Here is a 21,843-nt window from a genome sequence, read left to right as displayed (position 1 = left end):
GTTATCAAACGGGATGTGGCAGCGTATCTTGGTTAACCAATGACCAGGGCGAAGGTGAGGGAACTGTGCCGATTCTGGACAGTGGCCGTGACAGTCGTGCCGTTTGTGAACAGGAGGCGTGATGAGCGCGTTATCCGCATTTGCCGGCCCCATGCGTGCCGTTTGTGAACAGGAGGCATGATGAGCGAATTATCTCAATCCAGTACCAGCCCGATCGAGCGTTCCTGGCAGCGCTGCCTGCATCAGGGGCTGAGCCGCCGGCAGAGCGCCGAGCTGGACTTGCTGCCCCAGGGGGAGCTGTCGGCCCGCCAAGAGCAGCACAGGGTGCTGATCGCCAGCTTCCAGCGCTTCGTGTTGCCGCTGTTTGGCCAGTTGCTGGCAGGGCGCCCCTGTCGGTTGCTGCTGTGCGATGGTGAGGGCGCCATCCTGGCCGCCAGCGGTGACGACGGCTTCGCCCGCCACGCCGAGCGCATTTTTTTGCGCAGCGGCGCCCGCTGGGGGGAGGCGAGCAAGGGTACCAACGCCATCGGCACCGCGCTGGCCGAGCAGAGCGAGGTACAGGTGCTCGGCAATCAGCACTTCTTCGCCCAGCACAGCTTTCTCAGCTGCAGCGCCTGCCCGCTGCTTGGGCCGGATGGGCAGGTGCTCGGGGTACTGGACATCTCCACCGACGCGGCCCATCACGATGGCGACATGCTGGGCACGGTGCGGCTGTTGGCCATGACCCTGGAAAACGCGCTGCTGGCGCGCCAGCCGGGCTGGCTGGTGGATCTCGAGCCCCAGAGTCTCTGGTCTGCCCGTCTGCTGCTGGGGGAGGAGGGCGAGCTGCTCGGGGCCAACCGGGCCGGTCGGCTCTGGCTCGGCCAGCACCCCTTCGACGGCAAGCAGCTGCTGCGGGATCGACGCGGGCTGCGGCTGGTGCCGGAGGCCAGTCCCGTGATGGCCCAGCCCGGCCTGCCAGCCGATACCGGCGGCTCGCACGGCCGGCAGGTGCCGCTCAAGATGCTGGAGCGCGGCATCTCGCTGCTCATCGAGGGGGAGACTGGGAGCGGCAAGGAGCATCTGGTGCGCGAACTGCACGGGCAGTCGAGCCGGCGGGCGCAACCGCTGGTGTGCGTCAACTGCGGCGCCCTGCCGGCGGAGCTGGTAGAGGCCGAGCTGTTTGGCTATGTCGGCGGGGCCTTCAGCGGTGCCCGCAGCCAGGGCAGCCAGGGGTATCTGCGCGCCGCCCACGGCGGCATCCTGATGCTGGACGAGATCGGCGAGCTGCCGCTGCTGGCCCAGACCCGGTTGCTGCGGGTGCTGCAGGAGCGCGCCGTCACCCCGGTCGGCAGCCACAAACCCGAGGCGGTGGATTTCTGGCTGGTCAGCGCCAGCCATCGGGATCTGGCGGCCATGGTGGCGGCCGGCACCTTTCGCGAGGATCTTTACTACCGTATCTGCGGCTGGCGCCAGCAGCTGGCGCCGCTGCGCGACTGGCCGCCCCGCGAACGGCAGGCGCTGGTCCGGCGGCTGCTGGCCGAGATGGATCCTGCCCTGCATCTGACCGATGAGGCCGAGCGCCAACTGCTGGCCCACCCGTTGCCCGGCAACGTGCGCCAGCTCAAGCAGGCGCTGGAAGTGGCCTGCGTATTGGCGGAGGGGCAGGGCTGGATTGAGCCTGCCCACCTGCATCTGCCGACCGTGGCCGTAGCGCCGGCCGCCACCACGGCAGTGGCGGGCAGCACATTGCGCCAGCAGAACCGGCAACGGGTGCAGCAGACCCTGACGGAGTGCGATGGCAACGTGAGCGAGGCGGCACGCCGGCTCGGCATCAGCCGCACCACCCTCTATCGGGCGCTGCGGGAGGCAGATTGAGGTGTTTGTTACCCGAGCTTTTTCGTGGTTAAGATGGGTCCACAAGAGACCCTTCGATGATTCTTTTGCATGGCATGGAGTGCTTTATGACGCGTACCCGATTTGATTGGCAAGACCCCTTCTTTCTCGACGGCCAGCTCGGCGAAGAGGAGCGGCTCATCCGCGACGCCGCCCGCGACTACTGCCAGGCACGGCTGATGCCCAGGGTGCTGGAGGCGAATCGCCGCGAGCAGTTTGACCGCACCATCATGAACGAGCTGGGGGAGCTGGGGCTGCTCGGCGCCACCCTGCCGGAGCAGTACGGCTGCGCCGGGGTCAATCACGTGGCCTACGGCCTCATCGCCCGGGAGGTGGAGCGGGTCGACAGCGGCTACCGTTCTGCCATGAGCGTGCAGTCGTCCCTGGTGATGCACCCGATCCATGCCTATGGCGACGAGGCCCAGCGCCAGCGCTGGCTGCCGGGGCTGGCCCGGGGCGAGCTGGTGGGCTGCTTCGGCCTCACCGAGCCGGACGCGGGTTCCGACCCTGGCTCCATGAAGAGCCGGGCCGAGCGGGTCGACGGCGGCTATCTGCTGACCGGCAACAAGATGTGGATCACCAACTCCCCCATCGCCGATCTGTTCGTGGTGTGGGCCAAGCTGGATGGCGAAATCATCGGCTTCGTGCTGGAGAAGGGGATGGCCGGGCTCTCTGCCCCCAAGATCGAGGGCAAGTTCTCCCTGCGCGCCTCCATCACCGGCGAGATAGTGATGGAGCGGGTCTTCGTGCCAGAGTCGAACCGGCTTGCGGGGGTGAACGGCCTCAAGGGGCCGTTCGGCTGCCTCAACAAGGCGCGCTACGGCATCGCCTGGGGGGCGCTCGGCGCCGCCGAGTTCTGCTGGCATGCCGCCCGCCAGTACGGGCTGGATCGCCAGCAGTTCGGCCGCCCGCTGGCCGCCACCCAGCTGTTTCAACTCAAGCTGGCCAACATGCAGACCGAGATTGCCCTCGGCCTGCAGGGCTGCCTGCAGGCCGGGCGCCTGATGGACGAGGGACGCTGCCCGGTGGAGCTGGTGTCGCTCATCAAGCGCAACAGCTGCGGCAAGGCGCTGGAGATAGCCCGCGTCGCCCGCGACATGCACGGCGGCAACGGCATCAGCGACGAGTTTCACGTCATTCGCCACGTGATGAACCTGGAGGCAGTCAACACCTACGAGGGGACCCACGACATCCACGCCCTGATCCTGGGGCGGGCCCAGACCGACCTGCAGGCGTTTGAGTGATGGGGCCCCTTGCCGGCGTGCGCGTGCTGGATCTCAGCCGCGTGCTGGCCGGCCCCTGGGCCAGCCAGCTGCTTGCCGATCTCGGTGCCGACGTGGTCAAGGTGGAGGCCCCAGGGCGCGGTGACGACACCCGCCACTGGGGCCCGCCCGAGCTGGTGGCGGGGGAGGCGGCCTACTTTCATGCCGCCAACCGGGGCAAGCGCTCCATCGCCCTCGATCTGGCCCGCGATCGCGAAACCCTGCTGGCCCTGGTGGACCGGGCCGACGTGGTGATCGAGAACTTCAAGGTGGGGGGACTGGCGCGCTACGGCCTCGATTACCCGAGCCTCAAGGCCCGCCGCCCGGCGCTCATCTACTGCTCCATCACCGGTTTTGGCCAAGACGGTCCCTGGGCCCAGCGACCCGGTTACGATCTGCTGATCCAGGGGCTGGGCGGCTTGATGAGCATCACCGGCCAGCCGGACGAGGCCCCCGGCGGCGGGCCGGTCAAGGTGGGGGTGGCGCTCGTCGACATCCTCACCGGCCTCTACGCCACCATCGGCATCCAGGCGGCCCTGCGCCACCGGGAGCGAACCGGGGAGGGGCAGCAGATCGATCTGGCCCTGCTCGACGTGTCGGTGGCGGTGCTGGCCAACCAGGCGATGAACTATCTCGCCACCGGTCAGGCGCCCGGGCGCCTTGGCAACGGCCACCCTAATATCGTCCCCTACGACGTCTATCCCACCCGGGATGGCCATCTGATCCTCGCGGTGGGCAATGACGGCCAGTTTGCCGCGCTGGCGGCCCTGCTGGGGGAACCCGGCTGGGCGACGGACCCGGACTTTGCCAGCAACAGCGCCCGGGTGCGTCAGCGCCACCGGCTCAATGCCCTGATTGCCGAGCGACTGCTGGCGCGCAGCAGTGCCGAGTGGAGTGCCATGCTGGAGGCGGCCGGGGTGCCGGGCGGCCCCATCCTTACCCTGGATGCCCTGTTCGCCCTCGAACAGGGGGCGGTGCGCGGCTGGGTGCAGCAGGTGCAACGCGGCGAGCAGTGCTTGCCCACCCTGGCCAATCCGCTGCATCTGTCGGCCACCCCGGTGCGCTACGGGCGCGCCTCGCCGGCGCTGGACGGAGACCGGGATGGCGTGCTGCGCGACTGGCTCGGGCAGGGCTGAACCGGTTGCTTTAGGCGGGGAAGCTGCGCCTGCCCGACGGGATGCTCCCGCTTTCTACCCTTATGTCCTCTCATCTGCCCCGGTGCTGGAGCCCGGGGCCGTCCCCCGCTATGATGCGCCCCGTCCATTCATCTGTTGAGGAACTTCCCATGGCACAACACATTGGCGCCCTGGCCCTGCTGGTGGCCGATTACGACCAGGCCATCACCTTCTTTACCCAGGGACTGGGGTTCGAGCTGCTGGAAGACACGCCCCTCGACGAGCCGGGCAAACCGGGCAAGCGCTGGGTGCGGGTTGCCCCCAAGGGGGCCCCGGGTTCCGCCCTGTTGCTGGCACGGGCCGCGACCCCGGAGCAGCGGGCCGCCATCGGCCAGCAGGGGGGCGGCCGGGTCTTCCTGTTCCTCGAAACCGACGACTTCTGGGGCGATTACCAGCGCATGCAGGCGTACGGTGTCCACTTTTGTGAACAGCCGCGAACTGAGTCTTACGGCACCGTGGTGGTGTTCGAGGACATCAGTGGCAACCGCTGGGATCTGCTGCAACTCGCTGCTGCCAACTGAATCTGAAAACGTTTATCATCCCGCCTGTCATAAAGTCATAAAAGTGTCACAGAAAGTTCTAATAATTGGCGCACCCATCTTCACAGAGGAGAGAGAAGGGATATGGCTAAGCGAATTCTGGTGGTCGAGGACGAAGCACCGATCCGCGAAATGCTCTGCTTCGTGCTCGAGCAGAAGGGATATGAAACAGTAGAAGCTGAAGATTTTGCCGACGGATTGGCGAAGGTGCGCGAACCCTACCCTGAACTCATCGTGCTGGACTGGATGATGCCAGGCGGCAGCGGCATCCAGTTCATCAAGCAGCTCAAGCAGGATGAGGTGACCCGCCAGATCCCGGTGGTGATGCTGACCGCCCGCGGCGAGGAAGAGGACAAGGTGCGCGGGCTGGAGGCGGGGGCCGATGACTACATCACCAAGCCGTTCTCGCCCAAGGAGCTCACCGCCCGTCTGCATGCGGTGATGCGTCGCGTCTCCCCTACCTCGGTGGACGAGGTGATCGAGGTGCAGGGGCTCAAGCTGGACCCCGTATCCCACCGAGTCAGCGCCGAGGAGAAGGCGCTCGACATGGGGCCGACCGAATTCAAGCTGCTGCACTTCTTCATGACCCACCCGGAGCGGGTCTACAGCCGCGAGCAGCTGCTCAACAATGTCTGGGGTACCAATGTGTACGTCGAGGACAGAACCGTGGATGTGCACATCCGTCGCCTGCGCAAGGCCATTGAAGAGACGGGACACGATCGCTTGATCCAGACGGTGCGCGGCGCAGGCTATCGCTTCTCAACCCGTCTGTAGAGGAAGTTATGTTGCAACCTTATGCCTGGCGGCGCCAGTTGTGGCGAATGGCGTTCTTCTATGCGCCCTTCGCCTTGGTCGGCTGGTTGACGAATACCCTCGCCCTCTGCCTGCTGGTGGCCACCGTGCTGCACTTGGGCTGGCACTATCGCTTCCAGAAGCGGCTGTCTGACTGGCTGTGGCACGATCGCAGCCTGGTGCCCCCCAACGGCAGCGGCAGCTGGGAGTACATCTTCAACGGCATCTACAAGTTGCAGCAGCGCCACCGGGCCCGCCGCCGCGAGCTGGCGGGGCTGATCCGCCGCTTTCGGGAAGGGGCCGAGGCACTGCCCGACGCGGCCGTGGTGTTTCGCACCGACGGCAGCATCCTCTGGTGCAACCGGCTGGCCGAGCAGCTGCTCGGTTTTCGCTGGCCGGAAGATGCCGGTCAGCACATCGGCAACCTCATTCGCCATCCCGCCTTCGGCGCCTACCTCGGCAAGGGGCAGTATGACGAACCGTTCGAGATGACCTCGCCCATCAACGAGGAGAAGTTTCTCGAGTTTCGGATCATGCCCTACGCCGAGGATCAGGCCATGCTGGTGGTGCGGGACGTGACCCGGCTGCGCAGCCTAGAGAAGACCCGCAAGCACTTCGTCTCCAACGTCTCCCACGAGCTGCGCACGCCGCTCACCGTGCTCAAGGGCTATCTGGAGATGACCGAGGAGCCGCCGCCGCCCGCCATGTGGGCCAAGGCGCACAAGGTGATGATGGAGCAGACCATCCGCATGGACAATCTGGTCAATCAGCTGCTCACCCTGTCGCGCATCGAAGCGGCGCCGACCGTGGATCTCTCCCACCTGGTGGACATGCCCGCCATGCTGGGACTGCTGGAGCAGGAGGCGCGGGCGCTCTCCGGCGAGCGGGCCCACCAGATCGAGTTCATGGTGCAGCCCAATCTGTTGGTGCGTGGCGATCAGGATCAATTGCGCAGCGCCGTCTCCAACCTGGTCTACAACGCCATCCACTACACCCCGGCGGGGCGCAAGATCACGGTGGAGTGGCGCAAGCAGGGGGCGATGGCGCTGTTTGCGGTGCAGGACGAGGGGGAGGGGATCCCGCCCGAGCACCTGGCACGGCTCACCGAGCGGTTCTATCGGGTCGACAAGGCCCGCTCCCGTCACACCGGCGGTTCGGGGCTCGGGCTTGCCATCGTCAAGCATGCCCTGAGTCACCACGACTGCCAGCTCGACATCGAGAGCCGGGTTGGCCTCGGCAGCCGCTTCAGCTTTCTCATCCCCGGCCGCATGGTGGTGGTGAAATAGTCTTTTCCGGCAAGGGGTTGGCATCAAATGAGGGCGGCGATGGCGGCCCTTTTTTCATTTGTTCAACAAGCCCGCCATGTCATTAAAGTGTCACATTAAATCCATAAATTTGTCACTGCCAGGTCAGATACTGGCGCCGTCTTGAGAACGGACCTGTCGCCGGTTTGGCGCAGGGAGAGTACGAAACGCGACCGGCCGATCGCAGTGCTCGGGATGTGACCACTTTCGGCCTCAGATTGACGCTTGCCTTCTGCCACCGCAGGACTGGGGGAAGAGGGCAGGAAATGACACTCAGCGCATCGTCTGGCGTGGCCGGCGGTGAGCCAAGTTAACCCGTGTTTTGATGGACTGCGTTCTGCAACCTTGGAGAGATTGGATGAAACTCAACAAACTGGCTGGTGTAATCGGATTCACCGCAGCTACCCTGTTTTCCGTCAGCACCCTGGCTGCCGGTGTGGATAAAAACCTGCCGGATTACACTCCGACCAGCGGCATCTCGGGCAACCTGTCCTCTGTCGGCTCGGACACCCTGGCCAACATGATGACCCTGTGGGCCGAAGAATTTAAGCGCATGTACCCCAACGTCAACGTGCAGATCCAGGCCGCCGGTTCCTCCACCGCGCCGACCGCACTGACCGAAGGCGTTGCCCAGTTCGGCCCCATGAGCCGCGCCATGAAATCCGGCGAGGAAGAGGCATTCGAGAAGCGCTACGGTTACAAGCCGACAGCCATCCGCGTCGCGGTCGATGCCCTGGCGGTGTTCGTCAACAAGGACAACCCCATCAAGGGGCTGACCATGCCGCAACTGGATGCCATCTTCTCCAGCACTCTCAAGTGCGGCGAAGCCAAGGCCGCCACCAAGTGGGCGGATCTGGGTCTGGACGGCAACTGGTCTTCCAAGGATCTGCAACTGTTCGGTCGCAACTCAGTGTCCGGTACCTACGGTTACTTCAAGGAACACGCCCTGTGCAACGGTGACTTCAAGAGCGGCGTGAACGAGCAGCCGGGTTCTGCCTCCGTGGTGCAGTCCGTCTCCTCCTCCCTGAACGGCATCGGCTACTCCGGCATCGGTTACGTCACCTCCGGCGTGCGCGCCGTACCGCTCTCCAAGGATGGCAAGACCTTCATCGAGGCCAGCGCCGACAACGCCATCACCGGCAAGTACCCGCTGTCGCGCTTCCTGTACGTTTACGTGAACAAGCACCCGAACAAGCCGCTCTCTCCGATGGAGCAAGAGTTCCTGAAGATGGTGCTCTCCAAGGCGGGCCAGAACATCGTTGCCAAAGATGGCTACGTACCGGTACCGGCCAAGGTGGTCGAAGCCGACCTGAAGAAACTGGGCATCATGTAAGCCGGTTTCCTTTGTCAGACGGGCCCTGCGGGGCCCGTTTTGTTTTTTGGCCGCCGCATGATGGCGGTATGTGACCGCTTTCGCCAGACCGGGTGATTTGCCGACTTGCACCGGACGCCCGCATTTCCGAAAATAGGGCATCTTTATGGTGAAGGACACCTCCATGACATCTCCCTTGTTCAAGCTTGGCCTGGCGGCACTCTGTTCCACCCTGCTCGCCAGCTGTGCCCAGTCTCCCACCGGCCGCAGCCAGATGCTGCTGTTCTCGCCCCAGCAGATGAGCAAGCTGGGGGCCGACTCCTTCGAAGAGATGAAGAAGCAGGAGAAGGTGAGCACGGATGCGAAGATGAACGCCTATGTCTCCTGCGTCGCCAAGGCGGTGACCGCCCAGGTGCCGAGCCAGTACGGCATCACCAGTTGGGAAGTGGTGGTATTTGACTCCAAGCAGGTCAACGCCTTCGCCCTGCCTGGCGGCAAGATCGGGGTCTACAGCGGCCTGCTCAAGGTGGCCAAAAACCAGGATCAGCTCGCCACCGTCATCGGTCACGAGCTGACCCACGTGCTGGCCCAGCACTCCAACGAGCGTCTCTCCCGCAGCCAGCTGACCGGCCTTGGGCTGGCGGCGGCCGACATCGCCATGGGCAGCAGCGAATACCGCGGTGCCACCATGGCGGCGCTGGGGCTAGGGGTGGAGGTCGGCGTCATGCTGCCCTATGGCCGCGAGCAGGAGAGCGAGGCGGACCGGCTGGGTCTGGATCTGATGGCCCGCGCCGGTTTCAATCCGGCCGAAGCCATTCCGCTGTGGCAGAACATGAGCGCGGCCGCGGGTGGCAATGCGCCGCCCCAGCTGCTCTCCACCCACCCCAGCAACGAGAACCGGATCGCCGAGCTGCAGGCCCAGCAGGCTGAAGCCGTGCCGCTCTACGAGCAGGCCCGCGCCTCCGGGCTGGTACCCCAATGCAAGGCATAAGCCTGCGCATGGCACGGCCCGATGACGCCGCCGCCATGACGGTGATGCAGCGGGCCAGCTGGCTCGCCGCATACGGCGGCGTGCTCGGTGCCGACATGCTGGCTCAGCTGGCGGTGACCGAGCATCTACAGATCTGGCAGCGCCGGCTGGCGGAGACAGGCCCAAGGCCCATGCTGCTGTGTCAGGACGAAGTGGTGATCGGCCTGCTCTACTGGCAGCCGGAGACGACGGGGGAGTACCCCACCGCCTGGATCCGCGCCTTCTACCTGCATCCCGACCACTGGCGTCAGGGCCACGGCAAGCGGCTGTGGCAGGCGGTGGCGATGCAGATGCGGCGCGCCGGCTGTGAAGGCGTCAGATTGTGGCTGCTCGATGGCAACCACATCGGCGAAGGGTTCTACCTGCGCCGCGGCTTCATGTTTGATGGTCAGGAGCGCACCCTGATGAGCCTCGGCCAGCCCTGCCTGCAGCGACAAATGTTTCGTTTGCTTTGATCTCTCTCCCGTTTTTCGCCTCCGGTCACTTTATTTTTTTTGCGAATTAATACAATGTCCCCCTCTGGACAGGCTGAGGTGAGGCGACTCATCGACAAGGGAGTGTGGCATGTATTACGGCTTTGATATTGGTGGCACCAAGATAGCGTTCGCTGTGTATGACGGCGCCTTGAATCTCTGTCATGAGGAGCGCATGAGCACTCCCGGCAATGATTACGAAGGGTTGCAGCAGCTCATTCGCGCGCGGGTCGAACAGGCGGATGCCCGTTTCGGCGCCCGTGGTGCGGTGGGCATCGGCTTTCCCGGCATTCTCAACCGGCACGACCACAGCATAGTGGCGGCCAATCTGCCCTCCATCAATGGTCGCCACCTGGGCGCCGATCTGGCCGAACTGCTGGAGCGTCCGGTCAAGGTGGACAACGATGCCAACTGCTTCCTCTGGTCCGAGGTACATCAGGGGGCGGCGGCGGGAGCCGACAGCGCCCTCGGCGTCACCATCGGCACCGGCATCGGTGGCGCCGTCTATCTGGCGGGCAAGCTGATCCAGGGCCGCAACTGGCTGGCGGGGGAGATAGGCCACTACCCGCTGCCGGCCACCATGCTGATGAAGTACCCCGACCTGCCTCGCCTCCGTTGCGGCTGCGGTCGTCTGGTCTGTTTTGAAACCTATGCCTCCGGCACCGGGCTGGAGCGGCTCTACCATCACTTCCACGGTCAGCGTGCCAGCGGCCATCAGATAGTGGGGCGCTTCGAGGCGCACGAACCCCATGCGGTGGCCACGGCCGACTGCTGGCTCGAAATCATGGCTGCTGGGCTTGCCACCGCCATCTCGGTGGTCGACCCCGACGTGGTGGTACTGGGGGGCGGCCTGAGCGGTCTGCCCGCGCTCTACGAACAGCTGCCGCTGCGCCTGCCTGGCCATCTGCTACCCGGGGTCGCCCTGCCCGAGATCCGCGAGGCCCGCTTCGGTGGCGCCGGCGGGGTGCGCGGGGCCGCCTTGCTCAATTTATGAGATCAGATCCGGGGTCTGATCTCCCCAATAAAGGAGTCCATCATGACCTCTCTTGAAATCTGTATCGACAATCTGGAATCCCTGTTTACTGCCCAGGAGGCTGGCGCGAATCGCATCGAGCTCTGCTCTGCGCTGGGGCTGGGCGGCCTGACTCCCTCCTATGGCTTCATGCAGCTGGCGGCGCGCCATGCCACCGTTCCCGTCTACGCCATGATCCGGCCCCGGGCCGGTGACTTCTGCTTTGGCGACGGGGAGTTCGAGATGATGCTGCAGGATATCGCGGCGGCCCGCGCCGCCGGTCTGCAGGGGGTAGTGGTCGGTCTGCTGGACGAGCAGGGACGGGTGCCTGCCGCCAAGCTCACCCAGCTGGTGGAGGCGGCAGGGCCTCTTGGCGTTACCTTCCACCGCGCCATCGACCTCTCCTCCGACTGGCGCCTCGACTTGGAGACCATAGTCGCCGCCGGCTGCGAGCGCATTCTGAGCTCTGGCCACGCGCCGACCGCGCTGGCGGGGCTGGAGACCCTGCAGGCGATGCAGCAGGCGCTGGCGGGGCGGGCCAGCCTGATGCCGGGCGCCGGGGTCAATGCCGACAACGTGCGCACCATAGTGGAGTTCACCGGGGTGAACGAGGTGCACATGTCCGGCATGGGCTGGCGCGGCGGCATGGTGCCCCATGGCGTCAACATGGGCACCTCGGACGATGGCTGGGTCAATATCACCGACGGCACCAAAGTTGCAGCGGTACGGGCTCTGCTGGACAGGGCCTGATACGGGCCGCGCGGCGACATGGTGTCTCGTCATGGGGCGTCAACATGGGCACCTCGGACGACGGCCGGGTCAATATTACCGACGGCGCCAAAGTTGCAGCGATGCGGGCTCTGCTGGACAGGGCCTGATACGGCTTGAATGTGAGCTGGGGTGATGGTGCTCTGTTTTCCCTCCCTTCTCCCCTTGTGGGAGAAGGGGTGGGGATGAGGGGGCTGATGTGAGACACCTCCCACCTAGTGGCAAAACCGGGGACGGGCCGGCAGCACCTGGCGCAAAAGTCTGATATTATCCCGTCTCTTTTACCCTCAGGACCCGGAGCAACTTCTCAATGTCCCAATACGACTCTATCGAACAGAAGGCCAGCTATGGCATCGGCCGCAACATGGGTGATCAACTGGCGCAGCAAGCCTTCGCCGGTCTGGATATCCCGGCCCTGCAGCAAGGTCTGGCAGATGCCCTGAATGGTCTGGAGTTCGCGGTCAGCCGTGACGATATCAATGATGCCTTCCAGGTCATCACCGCCCGCATGCAGGAAGAGCAGGAAGCCGTCGCCAAGGCTGCCGCCGCCGAAGGCGAAGCCTTCCTGGCCGACAACGCCAAGCGCGCCGAAGTGAAGACCACCGAGTCCGGTCTGCAGTACGAAGTGCTGGTGGAAGGCAACGGTGCCGTACCGGTAGCCGGTCAGTCCGTCCGCGTGCACTACCACGGTACTTTCACCCACGGTGGTGTGTTCGACAGCTCCGTCGCCCGCGGCCAGCCGGCCGAATTCCCGGTCACTGGCGTGATCGCCGGCTGGGTAGAAGCGCTGCAACTGATGCCGGTTGGCTCCAAGTGGAAGCTCTACATTCCGCAGGATCTGGCCTACGGCGCACGCGGTGCCGGTTCCATCCCGCCGTACTCTGCCCTGGTATTCGAAGTGGAGCTGCTGGACATCCTGTGATCCGGCTGGCTTGATTGATACAGACGGCGACCCTCGGGTCGCCGTCTGTTTTTTTGCGCCGCACGCGGCGGGGCATGGGCAGCGCCTGCGCTTTTGGATATAGTCATGGCTCCTGCAGGGAGAGCGCCCATGGCTGCCATCATTGAAGTCGTCGATCTCGTCAAGCACTTCCCCGGCGTCAAGGCGGTGGACGGGCTCAGCTTTGCCATTCCCGCCGGCAGCTGTTTCGGCCTGCTCGGCCCGAACGGGGCAGGCAAGACCACCACCATCGAGCTGCTGGAGGGGATCCTCACCCCGGACAGCGGCCAGATCCTGTTCCACGGTGCCCCGCGCGGCCCCGACTACCGCTCCCGCATCGGCATCCAGTTTCAGCACACGGCGCTGCAGGATTTCCTGACGGTGCGCGATACCCTGCGACTGTTTGCCAGCCTCTACCCGGCCCCCTTGCCCCAGGCCCAGCTCATCGAGTTGTGTGCGCTGGGAGAATTTATCGAGCGGGACAGCCGCAAGCTCTCCGGCGGTCAGCGGCAACGGCTGCTGCTGGCGCTGGCCATGCTCGGCGACCCCGAGCTGCTGTTTCTGGATGAGCCCACCACGGGGCTCGATCCCCAGGCCCGCCACCACTTCTGGCAGCGCATCGAAGCGATCAAGGCGCAGGGCAAGACGGTGGTGCTCACCACTCACTACATGGACGAGGCCCAGCAGCTGTGCGATCAGATCGCCATCGTCGATCACGGCCATCTGCTCAGCCTGGATACCCCGGTCGCCCTGCTGGCCCAGCATTTTGACGGCGTGCTGGTGCGCCTTGTGGCTCACCCGACCCTCGCCAGTCTCGGCTATCCCCTGCGCCCGCTGGGCGAGCAGGTGGAGCTGAGCTGCCCCGACGTGGCGGACTTGCTGCCACGGCTGCTGAGCCTGGGCGTGCCGCTGACCGGCATGCAGGTGCGCTCCCCCAATCTGGAGGATCTCTTCCTCCATCTGACCGGCCACAGCCTGCGGAGCGGTGCATGAAAGCTACCCCGTGGTACCCCGCAGCGGCGCCTGCCGGCATGTCGCCCCAGCCTGCCAGCCCAAGGAGCACCAGATGACGGGATCCCTCAAGCGCATCGGGGCGCTTTTCTATGCCCGCAACCTGGAGTTCGTGCGGGATCGGGCGGCGCTTGTCTGGAACCTGGCCTTTCCGCTGTTGCTGGTGCTGGGGTTTACCCTCATCTTCTCCGGTCCGCCCAAGCCGCTGGTGCAGATGGGCGTGGTGGGGGAGCTGCCCGCAGCCTATGCCCCGCTGCGCGCCGTGCCGCTGCTCAAGATCATCCCCTATGACGAGGAGGAGAAAGGCCGGCTCAAGGTGCGCCACCATCAGCTGGATCTGCTGCTCTCGCCCGGCACGGGCCGTTACTGGATCAATCCGGACGCCCCTCAGGGAGCCATGGCCGAGTACCTGCTGCGCCAGGCCGTGCCGGCGCAGCTGGTGCGGGAGACCCTGAGCGGGCGCGCCATTCGCTACGGCGACTGGCTGCTGCCCGGGGTGATCGGCATGAACCTGATGTTCTCCGGCCTGTTCGGGGTGGGCTTCGTCATCGTCCGTTACCGCAAGAACGGGGTGCTCAAGCGGCTGCGGGCCACCCCGCTCTCGGCTGCCGAGTTTCTCTGCGCCCAGCTGCTGTCGCGCATCCTGATCACCCTGGTGGTGAGCCTGCTGGTGTTTCTGGTGGCCTACGGCCTGCTCGGAGTGCCGCTGCTGGGTTCGGGCTGGCTGCTGCTGTTGATCGCCCTGATGGGCGGGGCGTCCATGGCATCCCTCGGTCTGCTGGTGGCGGCCCGCATCCAGAACGAGGAGCTGGCGAGCGGGCTGCTCAACATCATCAGCATGCCGATGATGTTTCTCTCCGGCGTCTGGTTCTCGCTGGAAGGGGCCCCCGCCTGGCTGCAGCAGCTGGCGGCCTGGCTGCCGCTCAGCCAGATCATCGCGGCGGCCCGCGCCGTCATGCTGGAAGGAGCAGGCTGGGCCGAGGTGGCGGCGCCACTGGGCTGGGTCCTGTTGTTTACGCTCTGCTGCATCACCCTGGGCAGTGCCCTGTTCAAATGGAGTCACCGATGAAGTCACTACCGCTGGTTGGCGGGGCCCTGCTGGCCCTGCTGTTGAGTCTGCCGGCCAGTGCCGGCGCCATGCGCTGCAAGAATGCGCTGATCACCGAAGGGGACAGCACCGCCGAGATGCTGCTCAAGTGCGGCGAACCCATGCTGCGCGAGGAGCTGACCCGCAACGAGGAGAATCAGTTCGGCAACCTGATGCAGGTGAAGTATGGGGAGCGCTGGACCTACAACTTCGGCAAGAACGAGTTCATGCGCTTCGTCACCGTGCGCAACGGGGTGATCACCGACATCGAAAACGGCCCGCGCGGCGAGTAGCCGGCGGGCAAAGACGTGCATGGACGCAGACTACAAAACAGAAAGGACTATGGAAGTTACCCCAACAGCAGGGTGGTGTGACGCAGGCCGCGAACCTCCAGATTGATCTGCCGGGCCAGACTCAGGGTCTGACGGCAGGTCAGGCTCTCCAGATTGATCTCGCCGCCGCTGAACTCGAACCGCCCGTGGGCCTCCACCATGAAGCTGCCGTGATGGAAGCTCTTGATGTAGCGGGCAATCTGGCGGGGAGACAAGTTCTTGAACACCTTCATCACAAAACACCTGTTGCGTGGACAGGGCACACTATGGCGTTGCCAGGTGACACGGATGTGACAGTTTGTGGAGGTTTGTATGAATCCGGTTTTTCTTCTGCCCGCATTGGCCGTCCATGTGAGGCGGGAGTGAAAAAAGGCTGCCATGACAAGCCGTTGCCCCGATATACTGCGGGCAGTTTAACGCCATGAACAAGAAGGGTCTGCGTGTGGAATGGGTGGATGTGGTGGATGGAAACAATCAGGTGGTCGGGGTTGCCGAGCGTGCCAAGGTGCGGCGGGAGAACCTCTGCCACCGCGCCAGCTATATCCTGGTGCTCGACGAGGCTGACCGCATCCTGGTGCAGCGCCGCACCCTCAGCAAGGACTTCTGCCCCGGCATGCTGGATGCGTGTGCCGGTGGCGTGGTCACCACGGGCGAGCTGATGGAGCCCTCCGCCCGCCGCGAACTGGCCGAGGAGCTGGGGATCCGTGATGTGCCGCTGCAGGCATTCGGTGACTTCTATGCCGAAGGGGAGGGGTATCGGGTCTGGGGCGGTCTCTTCAGTTGCCGCTATCAGGGGCCGCTGCAACTGCAGGCCGAAGAGGTGAGCGAGGTGTGCTGGATGAGCCAGGCGGAGATCGCCGCGCGGGCCGCCGAATTTACCCCCGACTCCCTGCTCGCCATCGCCACCTGGCAGGCGCGGCGCTGACGCGTACCCAGCATGTAAAACGGGCAGCCACTGGCTGCCCGTTTTGTTTCGGGGCGGGTGGTGTTAGATCAGCCTCAGCCGGCGGTTGGTGCGCCCGCACGGACTGGCACCGGCGAGCCAGTGGCCCTGCCACTCGGTCACCAGACGCAGCAGCGGGTATTCCAGATCGAGCCGGGTCACCACCAGCTGACCGACGCCATCGCCGATGACCGGCTCGCCGCTGGCCAGATCGATGATCTCGATGAGGCAGCTTTCGTTGACGATGAAGCCCTGGCCGGGCTGGCTCTCATAGGCGATCACCCCCGCATCCTGCAGCAACAGGCAGTTGAGCGCCCGGATGCCGTGCACAGCTTGCAGCGGCCGGGTATCGGGGTGGGAGGATTCGCACAGCAGGGCGCAGCGCAGGCTGTCGCTCGGCACGTCGGCTCGCTCTGCCGCCTCCAGCAGATCCAGCAGCACCGCCAGCGGCCCGACGAACCCGGTCGGCTCATAGCGCTGCAGTGCCTCCAGCTGGCGCCCGGTATCGTGGGGACCGCAGGGCACCACGGGGGCGCCCAGCTGGCGGGCGCCGTTGTCGAAGATGAAGGCGGTGGGGCTGATGTGGTAGTCGTGGCCGTTGAGCAATACCTCCCCGGCCTTGAAACCGGCGGCGAACAGGGCGCGCGCCGCCCCCCACCAGTCGGCGCCGGCGTACTCGGGAATGGCCAGCTGGCCCGGGCAGGCGAAGACCCGCAGCGCCTGGCTGGCGGGGCGGCCGGTGAGGCCGGCAAAGGGCGGGTGAGCCTGTTGGGCGGCGAACAGTTCGCTGGCGTTGAGCAGGGGCAGGCTGGTCAGCTCGCCCAGATCCTGCAGGCGGCGCTGGCGGTAGGCACTGGAATAACCGGCGCAATACTGGCCGACATGGGTAAGCAGGTGATTGAGTTGATCCAGTTGTTGCTGCTCTCGCAAGGCGGAGGGGCGAATTTCCAGTCCATCGTAATAGTGCTGCATGAGGCCTCCTTGGTCGGCTGATCCTGCTCAAGGTTAGTCCAAAAGGCGGACGGGATCGGGGTCTGTGTCACATGACGGGAGTGGGGTAGACTGGAGCCCCTGCCATCCAGTTGAGGACGAGAGATCATGATAGCGATTGGCCAAGCCCTGCCTGCGGGCGAATTCACCTTCATCACCGCCGAGGGCAAGCAGCAGCGGGATAGCCAAAGCCTGTTTGGCGGCAAGCGGGTGGTGCTGTTTGCGGTGCCCGGTGCCTTTACCCCCACCTGTTCCAATGCCCACCTGCCCGGTTACGTGGTGTTGGCGGACAAGTTCAAGGAGAAGGGGGTGGATGCCATCTGCTGTCTGTCGGTCAACGACGCCTTCGTGATGAAGGCGTGGCAGGATGCCCAGAACGCCGAGGCCATCACCATGCTGGCCGACGGCGACGGCAGCTGGACCCGGGCACTGGGTCTGGCCAAGGAGACCGGGGCCTTTGGTGGCGTGCGTGCCCAGCGCTTTGCCCTCATCGCCAACGATGGCGTGGTCGAGCAGCTGTTCGTGGAGGCCCCCGGCAAGTTCGAGGTGTCGGATGCCCAGAGCCTGCTGGCGGCGCTGTAAAATATCAATCGTCGTTTGATTTTCCCTTGAAATGGAAAGTCGGCCCGCTACACTGGGCCCACTTCTGCAAAGAGCCGGGCCATCGCCTGGCTCTTGTGTTTGCTGGCGATGGAATGGAGATGTTATGACCCTGGCTTTTGTTGCCCTGATTGCCGGACTGGCGCTGCTGGTCTGGAGTGCGGACAAGTTTGTCGATGGCGCCGCCGCCACCGCCCGCTATGCCGGCATGCCGCCGCTGCTGATCGGCATGGTGATCATCGGCTTTGGCACCTCTGCCCCCGAGATGGTGGTTTCCGCGCTGGCGGCCTCCCAGGGCAACCCCGGCCTCGCGCTCGGCAACGCCTATGGTTCCAACATCACCAATATCGCCCTGATCCTGGGGCTGACCGCGCTGATCAGCCCCATCGCGGTGGCCTCCCAGGTGGTGCGCAAGGAGATCCCCATCCTGCTCGGCATCACCCTGCTCTCCGGCGCCCTGCTGCTGGACGGTCATCTGGACCGCACGGATGCCGTCATCCTCGGCGTGGTGTTCGTCGGCCTGATGGGCTGGTCGATCCGGGCCGGCATGCGTGGCAAGGGGGATGCGCTGGATGCGGAAACCGAGGAGAGCATCGACAGCGAGGGGATGTCCCTCAAGGCCGCCATCGGCTGGCTCATCGTCGGGCTGGTGCTGCTGGTTGCAGCCTCCCGCCTGCTGGTGTGGGGGGCGGTGACCATCGCCCAGGCGCTTGGCATCAGCGATCTGGTGATTGGCCTCACCATCGTCGCCGTCGGCACCTCGCTGCCGGAGCTCGCCTCTTCGCTTATCGCCATTCGCAAGAACGAGCACGATCTGGCCCTTGGCAACGTGCTCGGCTCCAACCTGTTCAACACCCTGGCGGTGGTGGGGATCGCGGCGGGGATCCACCCGCTCGACGTGGCACCGGAAGTGCTCTCCCGCGACTGGAGCGTGATGATGGGGCTGACCCTGTTGCTGCTGGTGATGTGCCTGGGCCGCAAGGGGCAGGGGCGCATCAACCGGCTGGAGGGGGGCCTGCTGCTCGCCTGCTTCGTCGGCTACACCGGCTGGTTGCTGGCCAGCCAGTTCATCTAGCCGTTTGAACTGGATGAAACGAAAGAGGGGAAGCCGCGGCTTCCCCTCTTTGCATCCGGCCTGTTGTCAGGCGACCGCCACCAGCTTCTGTCCTTTCTGGCTGCTGTCCAGAATGAGGATGCTCGCCTTGGGGAAGAAGTTGAAGGTGGAGGCCGAGGCCCAGGTGTAGGCCCCCATCACCCGGCCTACCACCAGCTCGCCGATGGCCAGATCCGGCAGCATGATGCCGTCACGGATCACGTCCACGCTGTCGCAGGTGGGGCCGGAGAGCACCGAGTTGTGCAGCTCGCCGCGAGCCAGCGGAATGCTCACCGGGTAGGTGACGTGATCGTAGAGCTGGCCGTTGTAGCTGCCGTAGAGACCGTCATCCAGGTAGTACCAGATCTTGTCGCCGCGATGGGCCTTGCCCATCACGCTGGAGACCGAGGTCATGGCCGGCGCGCTGATGAAGCGGCCCGGCTCGGCAATTTTCTGCACCGTGGCGGGCAGCTTGGCCAGGGCCTCGCGGATCGGCGCGCAGAAGCCGTCGATATCGAACTCGCCGCCCTCATAATCCACCGGGAAGCCGCCGCCGATATCCAGTACCCAGGGCTTGAGACCGAGCTCCCAGGCCTGCTCCATGATCTCGCGGCAGGCGTCGATGGCCTGCACATGGCGACGGGCGTGGGGCACCTGGGAGCCGACGTGGAACGACAGCCCCATCACCTTGATCCCCTTGGCGTGGGCCAGTTGCAACAGCGGCAGTGCCTGCTCCGGAGTGCAGCCGAACTTCTTGGATAGATCGACCTTGGTCTCGGGGTTGGGGAAGCTGACCCGCAGCAGCAGTTTCACTTCGTCCTTGTAGGGGATGAACTTCTCCAGCTCCAGCGGGTTGTCGTAGACAAACACGGTGCAGCCGTACTCCAGCGCATAGCGGATGTCGCTGTCGCGCTTGATGGGATGGGTATGAATGCAGCGTCCCGGGCGGACACCCTGACTGCGCACCAGATCCACTTCGCCATTGGTGGCCAGATCGAAACAGGCCCCCTCTTCCTTCAAGACAGAGACCACTGCGTCGTGGGGCAGGGGCTTGAGTGCATAGTGCAATCGTACATCGGGCAGGGCGGCCGCCAGGGCCCGATACTGTTTGCGGACGGCTGCCTTGTCGAGCAGCAGCAGGGGGGAGCCGAACTGTTCAACCAGCTGACGGTAATCTTGTGCTACCAGGGTCTCGTTCATTCTCTTTTGGTCATCCTTAGGGGGCGTGATATGCCCAAGCCATATGGGGTTGAACCGGCGACGGCCGGCTCAGGCGAGCGGTCCGGAGGGACCAACCAGGCACATTGCATAACTCCATTGCAAAGTGCTTAGTTATGCGCGGGATTATCGGATTATTGCGTTTGTGTGCAACCCTTTTGATTGGATATGTCGGCAAGTTTTTCTGGTCGAGACGAAATATCATCTTGATATGGCGGCCGTATCGGCTAGTGAAGCTGGGCCATCTGTGGCAAGTGGGAATAACTTATTGATAGTTAACGAACAAATAACAGATGGTTCGGTACGAAAAAAAACGGCGGCCGGGATGGCCGAGTGGGAGACAGCTCACACTTTTTGGATTACCATGCCCGCTTCCTAATCCAAACTAGTTCGGATGAAGGTAGCAGGAGAGCGATGGGCAACCATCCACCGAAGAAGTGAATCTTTCAGGTACCGGGCAACCGGTGTGGACTGCTACTGGACGATACTCTGGAGAGACCCGTTGAATCGGGCGCCGAAGGAGCAAGGCACCGTGATTGCATCGCAATCTGGCGCCGGAAACTCTCAGGCAAAAGGACAGAGGGGATGGGATGGTTGTACCTGGGCTTGGCCCGCATCCGATCGCCTCTGGCCGATCGCGACACCTATGGGAAGATCATCCTTCTCCTCCTTAATTTTTGTTTCTTAAGGAGGATGCATGTCATCAATTCAATCGGCGCTCGCCGCCATCGATAGCTTTATCTGGGGTCCACCCCTGCTGATCCTGCTGGTCGGGACCGGTATCTACCTTACCCTGCGTCTGGGTCTGCTTCAGGTGGTGCGCTTGCCGCTCGCCCTGCGGCTGGTCTTTGGCCGCGATCAGGGTCAGGGCAAGCAGGGGGATGTCTCCAGCTTCGGCGCTCTCTGTACTGCGCTTTCGGCAACCATCGGCACCGGCAACATCGTCGGTGTGGCCACCGCCATCAAGCTCGGCGGCCCGGGTGCCCTGTTCTGGATGTGGATGGCCGCCCTGTTCGGCATGGCCACCAAGTACGCCGAGTGCCTGCTGGCGGTGAAATATCGCCAGCAGGACGCCAACGGCCAGATGGCCGGCGGCCCCATGTACTATCTGGAGAAGGGGCTCGGCTCCAGGCCGCTGGCCAAGCTGTTCGCCCTGTTCGGCATCGGCGTCGCCTTCTTCGGCATCGGCACCTTCCCGCAGGTGAACGCCATCAGTGACGCCATGAGCCTCTCCTTCTCGGTACCCCGTGAAGTGACCGCCGTGGTGCTGACCCTGATCGTGGCGCTGGTGACTTTGGGGGGCATCCAGTCCATCTCCAGCGTGTCGAGCAAGGTGGTGCCCTTCATGGCCATCTTCTACATCGTCGCCTGTCTGGGCGTGCTGGTGAACAATGCCGCCGCCCTGCCGGAGGCGATCGCCCTGGTGATCGGGAGCGCCTTCACTGGCCATGCGGCCACCGGCGGCTTCGTCGGCGCCGGCATCATGCTGGCGATCCAGTCCGGGGTGGCGCGCGGGGTCTTCTCCAATGAGTCGGGACTGGGTTCTGCGCCCATCGCGGCGGCGGCGGCCAAGACCGACTCCTGTGTGGAGCAGGGGCTGGTCTCCATGACCGGTACCTTCATCGACACCATCATCATCTGCACCATGACCGGCCTGACTCTGGTGGTGACCGGGGTGTGGAGCGGCGATGTGAGCGGCGCGGCCATGACCAGTCTGGCTTTTGCCCAGGGGCTCGATGCCCATGTCGGCCAGTATCTGGTGAGCATCGGCCTGTTGTTCTTCGCCTTTACCACCATCCTTGGCTGGAACTACTACGGCGAGCGCTGCACCGAGTACCTGTTCGGGGTGAAGGCGATCAAACCCTACCGCCTCATCTATCTGGTGCTGGTGGCGAGCGGTGCCTTCCTGCATCTGGACCTGATCTGGCTGTTGGCCGACATCGTCAACGGCCTGATGGCGGTGCCCAACCTCATCGGCCTCATCGGCCTGCGCCACGTGGTGATCGCCGAGACCCGCGCCTACTTCAGCCGGGACCGGGAGACGGAGTCCGAGCCCGAGCCGCAGACGGCCTGATGCCAAGACCACC

The 21,843-nt window shown here is 64.6% G+C and carries 22 protein-coding genes, 1 pseudogene and 1 riboswitch; of the genes and pseudogenes, 20 read left to right on the top strand and 3 right to left on the bottom strand.

The window, feature by feature from the left end:
• Positions 1 to 180 precede the first annotated feature (180 nt).
• From PG881_RS08930 to PG881_RS08855, 16 genes and pseudogenes are all read left to right on the top strand, one after another.
• Positions 181 to 1,857: a sigma-54-dependent Fis family transcriptional regulator gene (locus PG881_RS08930; RefSeq protein WP_270799404.1), complete on the top strand. Its 1,677-nt coding sequence runs from the start codon at positions 181 to 183 to the stop codon at positions 1,855 to 1,857.
• Positions 1,858 to 1,943: 86 nt separating this feature from the next.
• Positions 1,944 to 3,119 carry an acyl-CoA dehydrogenase gene (locus PG881_RS08925; protein ID WP_270799402.1) on the top strand — a complete coding sequence of 392 codons (1,176 nt, stop codon included), beginning with the start codon at positions 1,944 to 1,946 and terminating at the stop codon, positions 3,117 to 3,119.
• Complete coding sequence (locus tag PG881_RS08920; protein WP_270799399.1) at positions 3,119 to 4,273, top strand: CaiB/BaiF CoA transferase family protein; 1,155 nt, start codon at positions 3,119 to 3,121, stop codon at positions 4,271 to 4,273. The genes PG881_RS08925 and PG881_RS08920 overlap by 1 nt, the downstream gene beginning before the upstream one ends.
• A gap of 149 nt (positions 4,274 to 4,422) precedes the next feature.
• On the top strand, positions 4,423 to 4,833 hold the full coding sequence (locus tag PG881_RS08915; protein WP_270799397.1) for a VOC family protein: 411 nt from the start codon (positions 4,423 to 4,425) through the stop codon (positions 4,831 to 4,833).
• 102 nt (positions 4,834 to 4,935) lie between these two features.
• On the top strand, positions 4,936 to 5,625 hold the full coding sequence (phoB, locus tag PG881_RS08910; RefSeq protein WP_005298527.1) for a phosphate regulon transcriptional regulator PhoB: 690 nt from the start codon (positions 4,936 to 4,938) through the stop codon (positions 5,623 to 5,625).
• A gap of 8 nt (positions 5,626 to 5,633) precedes the next feature.
• A complete protein-coding gene (phoR, locus tag PG881_RS08905) occupies positions 5,634 to 6,929 on the top strand; it encodes a phosphate regulon sensor histidine kinase PhoR (RefSeq protein ID WP_270799395.1) in 1,296 nt (431 codons plus the stop codon).
• Between the two features lie 376 nt (positions 6,930 to 7,305).
• On the top strand, positions 7,306 to 8,280 hold the full coding sequence (locus PG881_RS08900; protein WP_017408555.1) for a PstS family phosphate ABC transporter substrate-binding protein: 975 nt from the start codon (positions 7,306 to 7,308) through the stop codon (positions 8,278 to 8,280).
• 163 nt (positions 8,281 to 8,443) lie between these two features.
• Entirely contained in the window at positions 8,444 to 9,250 is an 807-nt protein-coding gene (locus PG881_RS08895; protein ID WP_011705171.1) for a M48 family metallopeptidase, read from the top strand.
• The gene (locus tag PG881_RS08890; RefSeq protein WP_011705172.1) at positions 9,238 to 9,744 is read left to right on the top strand and encodes a GNAT family N-acetyltransferase; all 507 of its coding nucleotides are present in this window, start codon (positions 9,238 to 9,240) and stop codon (positions 9,742 to 9,744) included. The genes PG881_RS08895 and PG881_RS08890 overlap by 13 nt, the downstream gene beginning before the upstream one ends.
• 109 nt (positions 9,745 to 9,853) lie before the next feature.
• On the top strand, positions 9,854 to 10,756 hold the full coding sequence (locus PG881_RS08885; protein WP_270799393.1) for an ROK family protein: 903 nt from the start codon (positions 9,854 to 9,856) through the stop codon (positions 10,754 to 10,756).
• A gap of 42 nt (positions 10,757 to 10,798) precedes the next feature.
• Positions 10,799 to 11,524, top strand: a complete 726-nt coding sequence (locus tag PG881_RS08880) for a copper homeostasis protein CutC (protein WP_270799391.1) — start codon at positions 10,799 to 10,801, stop codon at positions 11,522 to 11,524.
• A gap of 29 nt (positions 11,525 to 11,553) precedes the next feature.
• Positions 11,554 to 11,652: pseudogene (locus PG881_RS08875) on the top strand (copper homeostasis protein CutC); the annotation flags it as partial.
• A gap of 200 nt (positions 11,653 to 11,852) precedes the next feature.
• Positions 11,853 to 12,464 (top strand): FKBP-type peptidyl-prolyl cis-trans isomerase, encoded by a 612-nt coding sequence (locus tag PG881_RS08870; RefSeq protein ID WP_005298548.1) that lies wholly within the window; start codon positions 11,853 to 11,855, stop codon positions 12,462 to 12,464.
• A 129-nt stretch (positions 12,465 to 12,593) separates the two neighbouring features.
• Positions 12,594 to 13,475, top strand: a complete 882-nt coding sequence (locus PG881_RS08865) for an ABC transporter ATP-binding protein (RefSeq protein WP_270799388.1) — start codon at positions 12,594 to 12,596, stop codon at positions 13,473 to 13,475.
• Positions 13,476 to 13,548: 73 nt separating this feature from the next.
• Positions 13,549 to 14,562 carry an ABC transporter permease gene (locus tag PG881_RS08860; RefSeq protein ID WP_270799386.1) on the top strand — a complete coding sequence of 338 codons (1,014 nt, stop codon included), beginning with the start codon at positions 13,549 to 13,551 and terminating at the stop codon, positions 14,560 to 14,562.
• On the top strand, positions 14,547 to 14,873 hold the full coding sequence (locus PG881_RS08855; RefSeq protein WP_029303666.1) for a DUF2845 domain-containing protein: 327 nt from the start codon (positions 14,547 to 14,549) through the stop codon (positions 14,871 to 14,873). The genes PG881_RS08860 and PG881_RS08855 overlap by 16 nt, the downstream gene beginning before the upstream one ends.
• A gap of 56 nt (positions 14,874 to 14,929) precedes the next feature.
• On the opposite strand, the gene PG881_RS08850 is transcribed toward PG881_RS08855, so the two are convergent.
• Positions 14,930 to 15,145: a DUF1107 domain-containing protein gene (locus PG881_RS08850; protein ID WP_016349931.1), complete on the bottom strand. Its 216-nt coding sequence runs from the start codon at positions 15,143 to 15,145 to the stop codon at positions 14,930 to 14,932.
• A gap of 188 nt (positions 15,146 to 15,333) precedes the next feature.
• Here PG881_RS08850 and yfcD point away from each other — a divergent pair, with 188 nt between their 5' ends.
• Complete coding sequence (gene yfcD, locus PG881_RS08845) at positions 15,334 to 15,837, top strand: NUDIX hydrolase YfcD (protein ID WP_016349932.1); 504 nt, start codon at positions 15,334 to 15,336, stop codon at positions 15,835 to 15,837.
• 63 nt (positions 15,838 to 15,900) lie between these two features.
• Here yfcD and PG881_RS08840 read toward each other — a convergent pair whose 3' ends face one another.
• Positions 15,901 to 16,827, bottom strand: coding sequence for a phenylacetate--CoA ligase family protein (locus tag PG881_RS08840; RefSeq protein ID WP_029301530.1), 927 nt, complete (start codon positions 16,825 to 16,827; stop codon positions 15,901 to 15,903).
• A 126-nt stretch (positions 16,828 to 16,953) separates the two neighbouring features.
• On the opposite strand from PG881_RS08840, the gene PG881_RS08835 reads away from it, so the two are divergent.
• Both PG881_RS08835 and PG881_RS08830 read left to right on the top strand, forming a co-directional pair.
• Entirely contained in the window at positions 16,954 to 17,427 is a 474-nt protein-coding gene (locus tag PG881_RS08835) for a peroxiredoxin (RefSeq protein ID WP_011705182.1), read from the top strand.
• 124 nt (positions 17,428 to 17,551) lie between these two features.
• Complete coding sequence (locus PG881_RS08830) at positions 17,552 to 18,520, top strand: calcium/sodium antiporter (RefSeq protein ID WP_270799384.1); 969 nt, start codon at positions 17,552 to 17,554, stop codon at positions 18,518 to 18,520.
• Positions 18,521 to 18,586: 66 nt separating this feature from the next.
• Here PG881_RS08830 and PG881_RS08825 read toward each other — a convergent pair whose 3' ends face one another.
• Positions 18,587 to 19,738, bottom strand: coding sequence for a type III PLP-dependent enzyme (locus PG881_RS08825; RefSeq protein WP_270799383.1), 1,152 nt, complete (start codon positions 19,736 to 19,738; stop codon positions 18,587 to 18,589).
• Positions 19,739 to 20,235: 497 nt separating this feature from the next.
• Positions 20,236 to 20,346, top strand: a riboswitch (glycine riboswitch).
• Between the two features lie 107 nt (positions 20,347 to 20,453).
• Between PG881_RS08825 and PG881_RS08820 the strand changes: the two genes are divergently transcribed.
• A complete protein-coding gene (locus PG881_RS08820) occupies positions 20,454 to 21,830 on the top strand; it encodes an alanine/glycine:cation symporter family protein (protein ID WP_257684636.1) in 1,377 nt (458 codons plus the stop codon).
• Positions 21,831 to 21,843 lie beyond the last annotated feature (13 nt).

Origin of the sequence: Aeromonas sp. QDB54 (assembly GCF_027707385.1) — a bacterium.
GTDB classification, from domain to species: Bacteria; Pseudomonadota; Gammaproteobacteria; order Enterobacterales; family Aeromonadaceae; genus Aeromonas; species Aeromonas hydrophila.
The sequence above is the reverse complement of the archived record's forward strand: the minus strand, read 5'-3'. Positions and strand labels throughout refer to the sequence as shown.

Coding starts and splice junctions, on each gene's coding strand:
- PG881_RS08925 (WP_270799402.1), top strand. CDS start 1,944: ATGACGCGTACCCGATTTGATTGGCAAGACCCCTTCTTTCTCGACGGC.
- PG881_RS08880 (WP_270799391.1), top strand. CDS start 10,799: ATGACCTCTCTTGAAATCTGTATCGACAATCTGGAATCCCTGTTTACT.
- PG881_RS08865 (WP_270799388.1), top strand. CDS start 12,594: ATGGCTGCCATCATTGAAGTCGTCGATCTCGTCAAGCACTTCCCCGGC.
- PG881_RS08930 (WP_270799404.1), top strand. CDS start 181: ATGAGCGAATTATCTCAATCCAGTACCAGCCCGATCGAGCGTTCCTGG.
- PG881_RS08895 (WP_011705171.1), top strand. CDS start 8,444: ATGACATCTCCCTTGTTCAAGCTTGGCCTGGCGGCACTCTGTTCCACC.
- PG881_RS08890 (WP_011705172.1), top strand. CDS start 9,238: ATGCAAGGCATAAGCCTGCGCATGGCACGGCCCGATGACGCCGCCGCC.
- PG881_RS08825 (WP_270799383.1), bottom strand. CDS start 19,738: ATGAACGAGACCCTGGTAGCACAAGATTACCGTCAGCTGGTTGAACAG.
- PG881_RS08835 (WP_011705182.1), top strand. CDS start 16,954: ATGATAGCGATTGGCCAAGCCCTGCCTGCGGGCGAATTCACCTTCATC.
- yfcD (WP_016349932.1), top strand. CDS start 15,334: ATGAACAAGAAGGGTCTGCGTGTGGAATGGGTGGATGTGGTGGATGGA.
- PG881_RS08855 (WP_029303666.1), top strand. CDS start 14,547: ATGGAGTCACCGATGAAGTCACTACCGCTGGTTGGCGGGGCCCTGCTG.
- PG881_RS08850 (WP_016349931.1), bottom strand. CDS start 15,145: ATGAAGGTGTTCAAGAACTTGTCTCCCCGCCAGATTGCCCGCTACATC.
- phoB (WP_005298527.1), top strand. CDS start 4,936: ATGGCTAAGCGAATTCTGGTGGTCGAGGACGAAGCACCGATCCGCGAA.
- PG881_RS08820 (WP_257684636.1), top strand. CDS start 20,454: ATGTCATCAATTCAATCGGCGCTCGCCGCCATCGATAGCTTTATCTGG.
- PG881_RS08840 (WP_029301530.1), bottom strand. CDS start 16,827: ATGCAGCACTATTACGATGGACTGGAAATTCGCCCCTCCGCCTTGCGA.
- PG881_RS08920 (WP_270799399.1), top strand. CDS start 3,119: ATGGGGCCCCTTGCCGGCGTGCGCGTGCTGGATCTCAGCCGCGTGCTG.
- PG881_RS08860 (WP_270799386.1), top strand. CDS start 13,549: ATGACGGGATCCCTCAAGCGCATCGGGGCGCTTTTCTATGCCCGCAAC.
- PG881_RS08900 (WP_017408555.1), top strand. CDS start 7,306: ATGAAACTCAACAAACTGGCTGGTGTAATCGGATTCACCGCAGCTACC.
- PG881_RS08830 (WP_270799384.1), top strand. CDS start 17,552: ATGACCCTGGCTTTTGTTGCCCTGATTGCCGGACTGGCGCTGCTGGTC.
- PG881_RS08870 (WP_005298548.1), top strand. CDS start 11,853: ATGTCCCAATACGACTCTATCGAACAGAAGGCCAGCTATGGCATCGGC.
- PG881_RS08885 (WP_270799393.1), top strand. CDS start 9,854: ATGTATTACGGCTTTGATATTGGTGGCACCAAGATAGCGTTCGCTGTG.
- phoR (WP_270799395.1), top strand. CDS start 5,634: ATGTTGCAACCTTATGCCTGGCGGCGCCAGTTGTGGCGAATGGCGTTC.
- PG881_RS08915 (WP_270799397.1), top strand. CDS start 4,423: ATGGCACAACACATTGGCGCCCTGGCCCTGCTGGTGGCCGATTACGAC.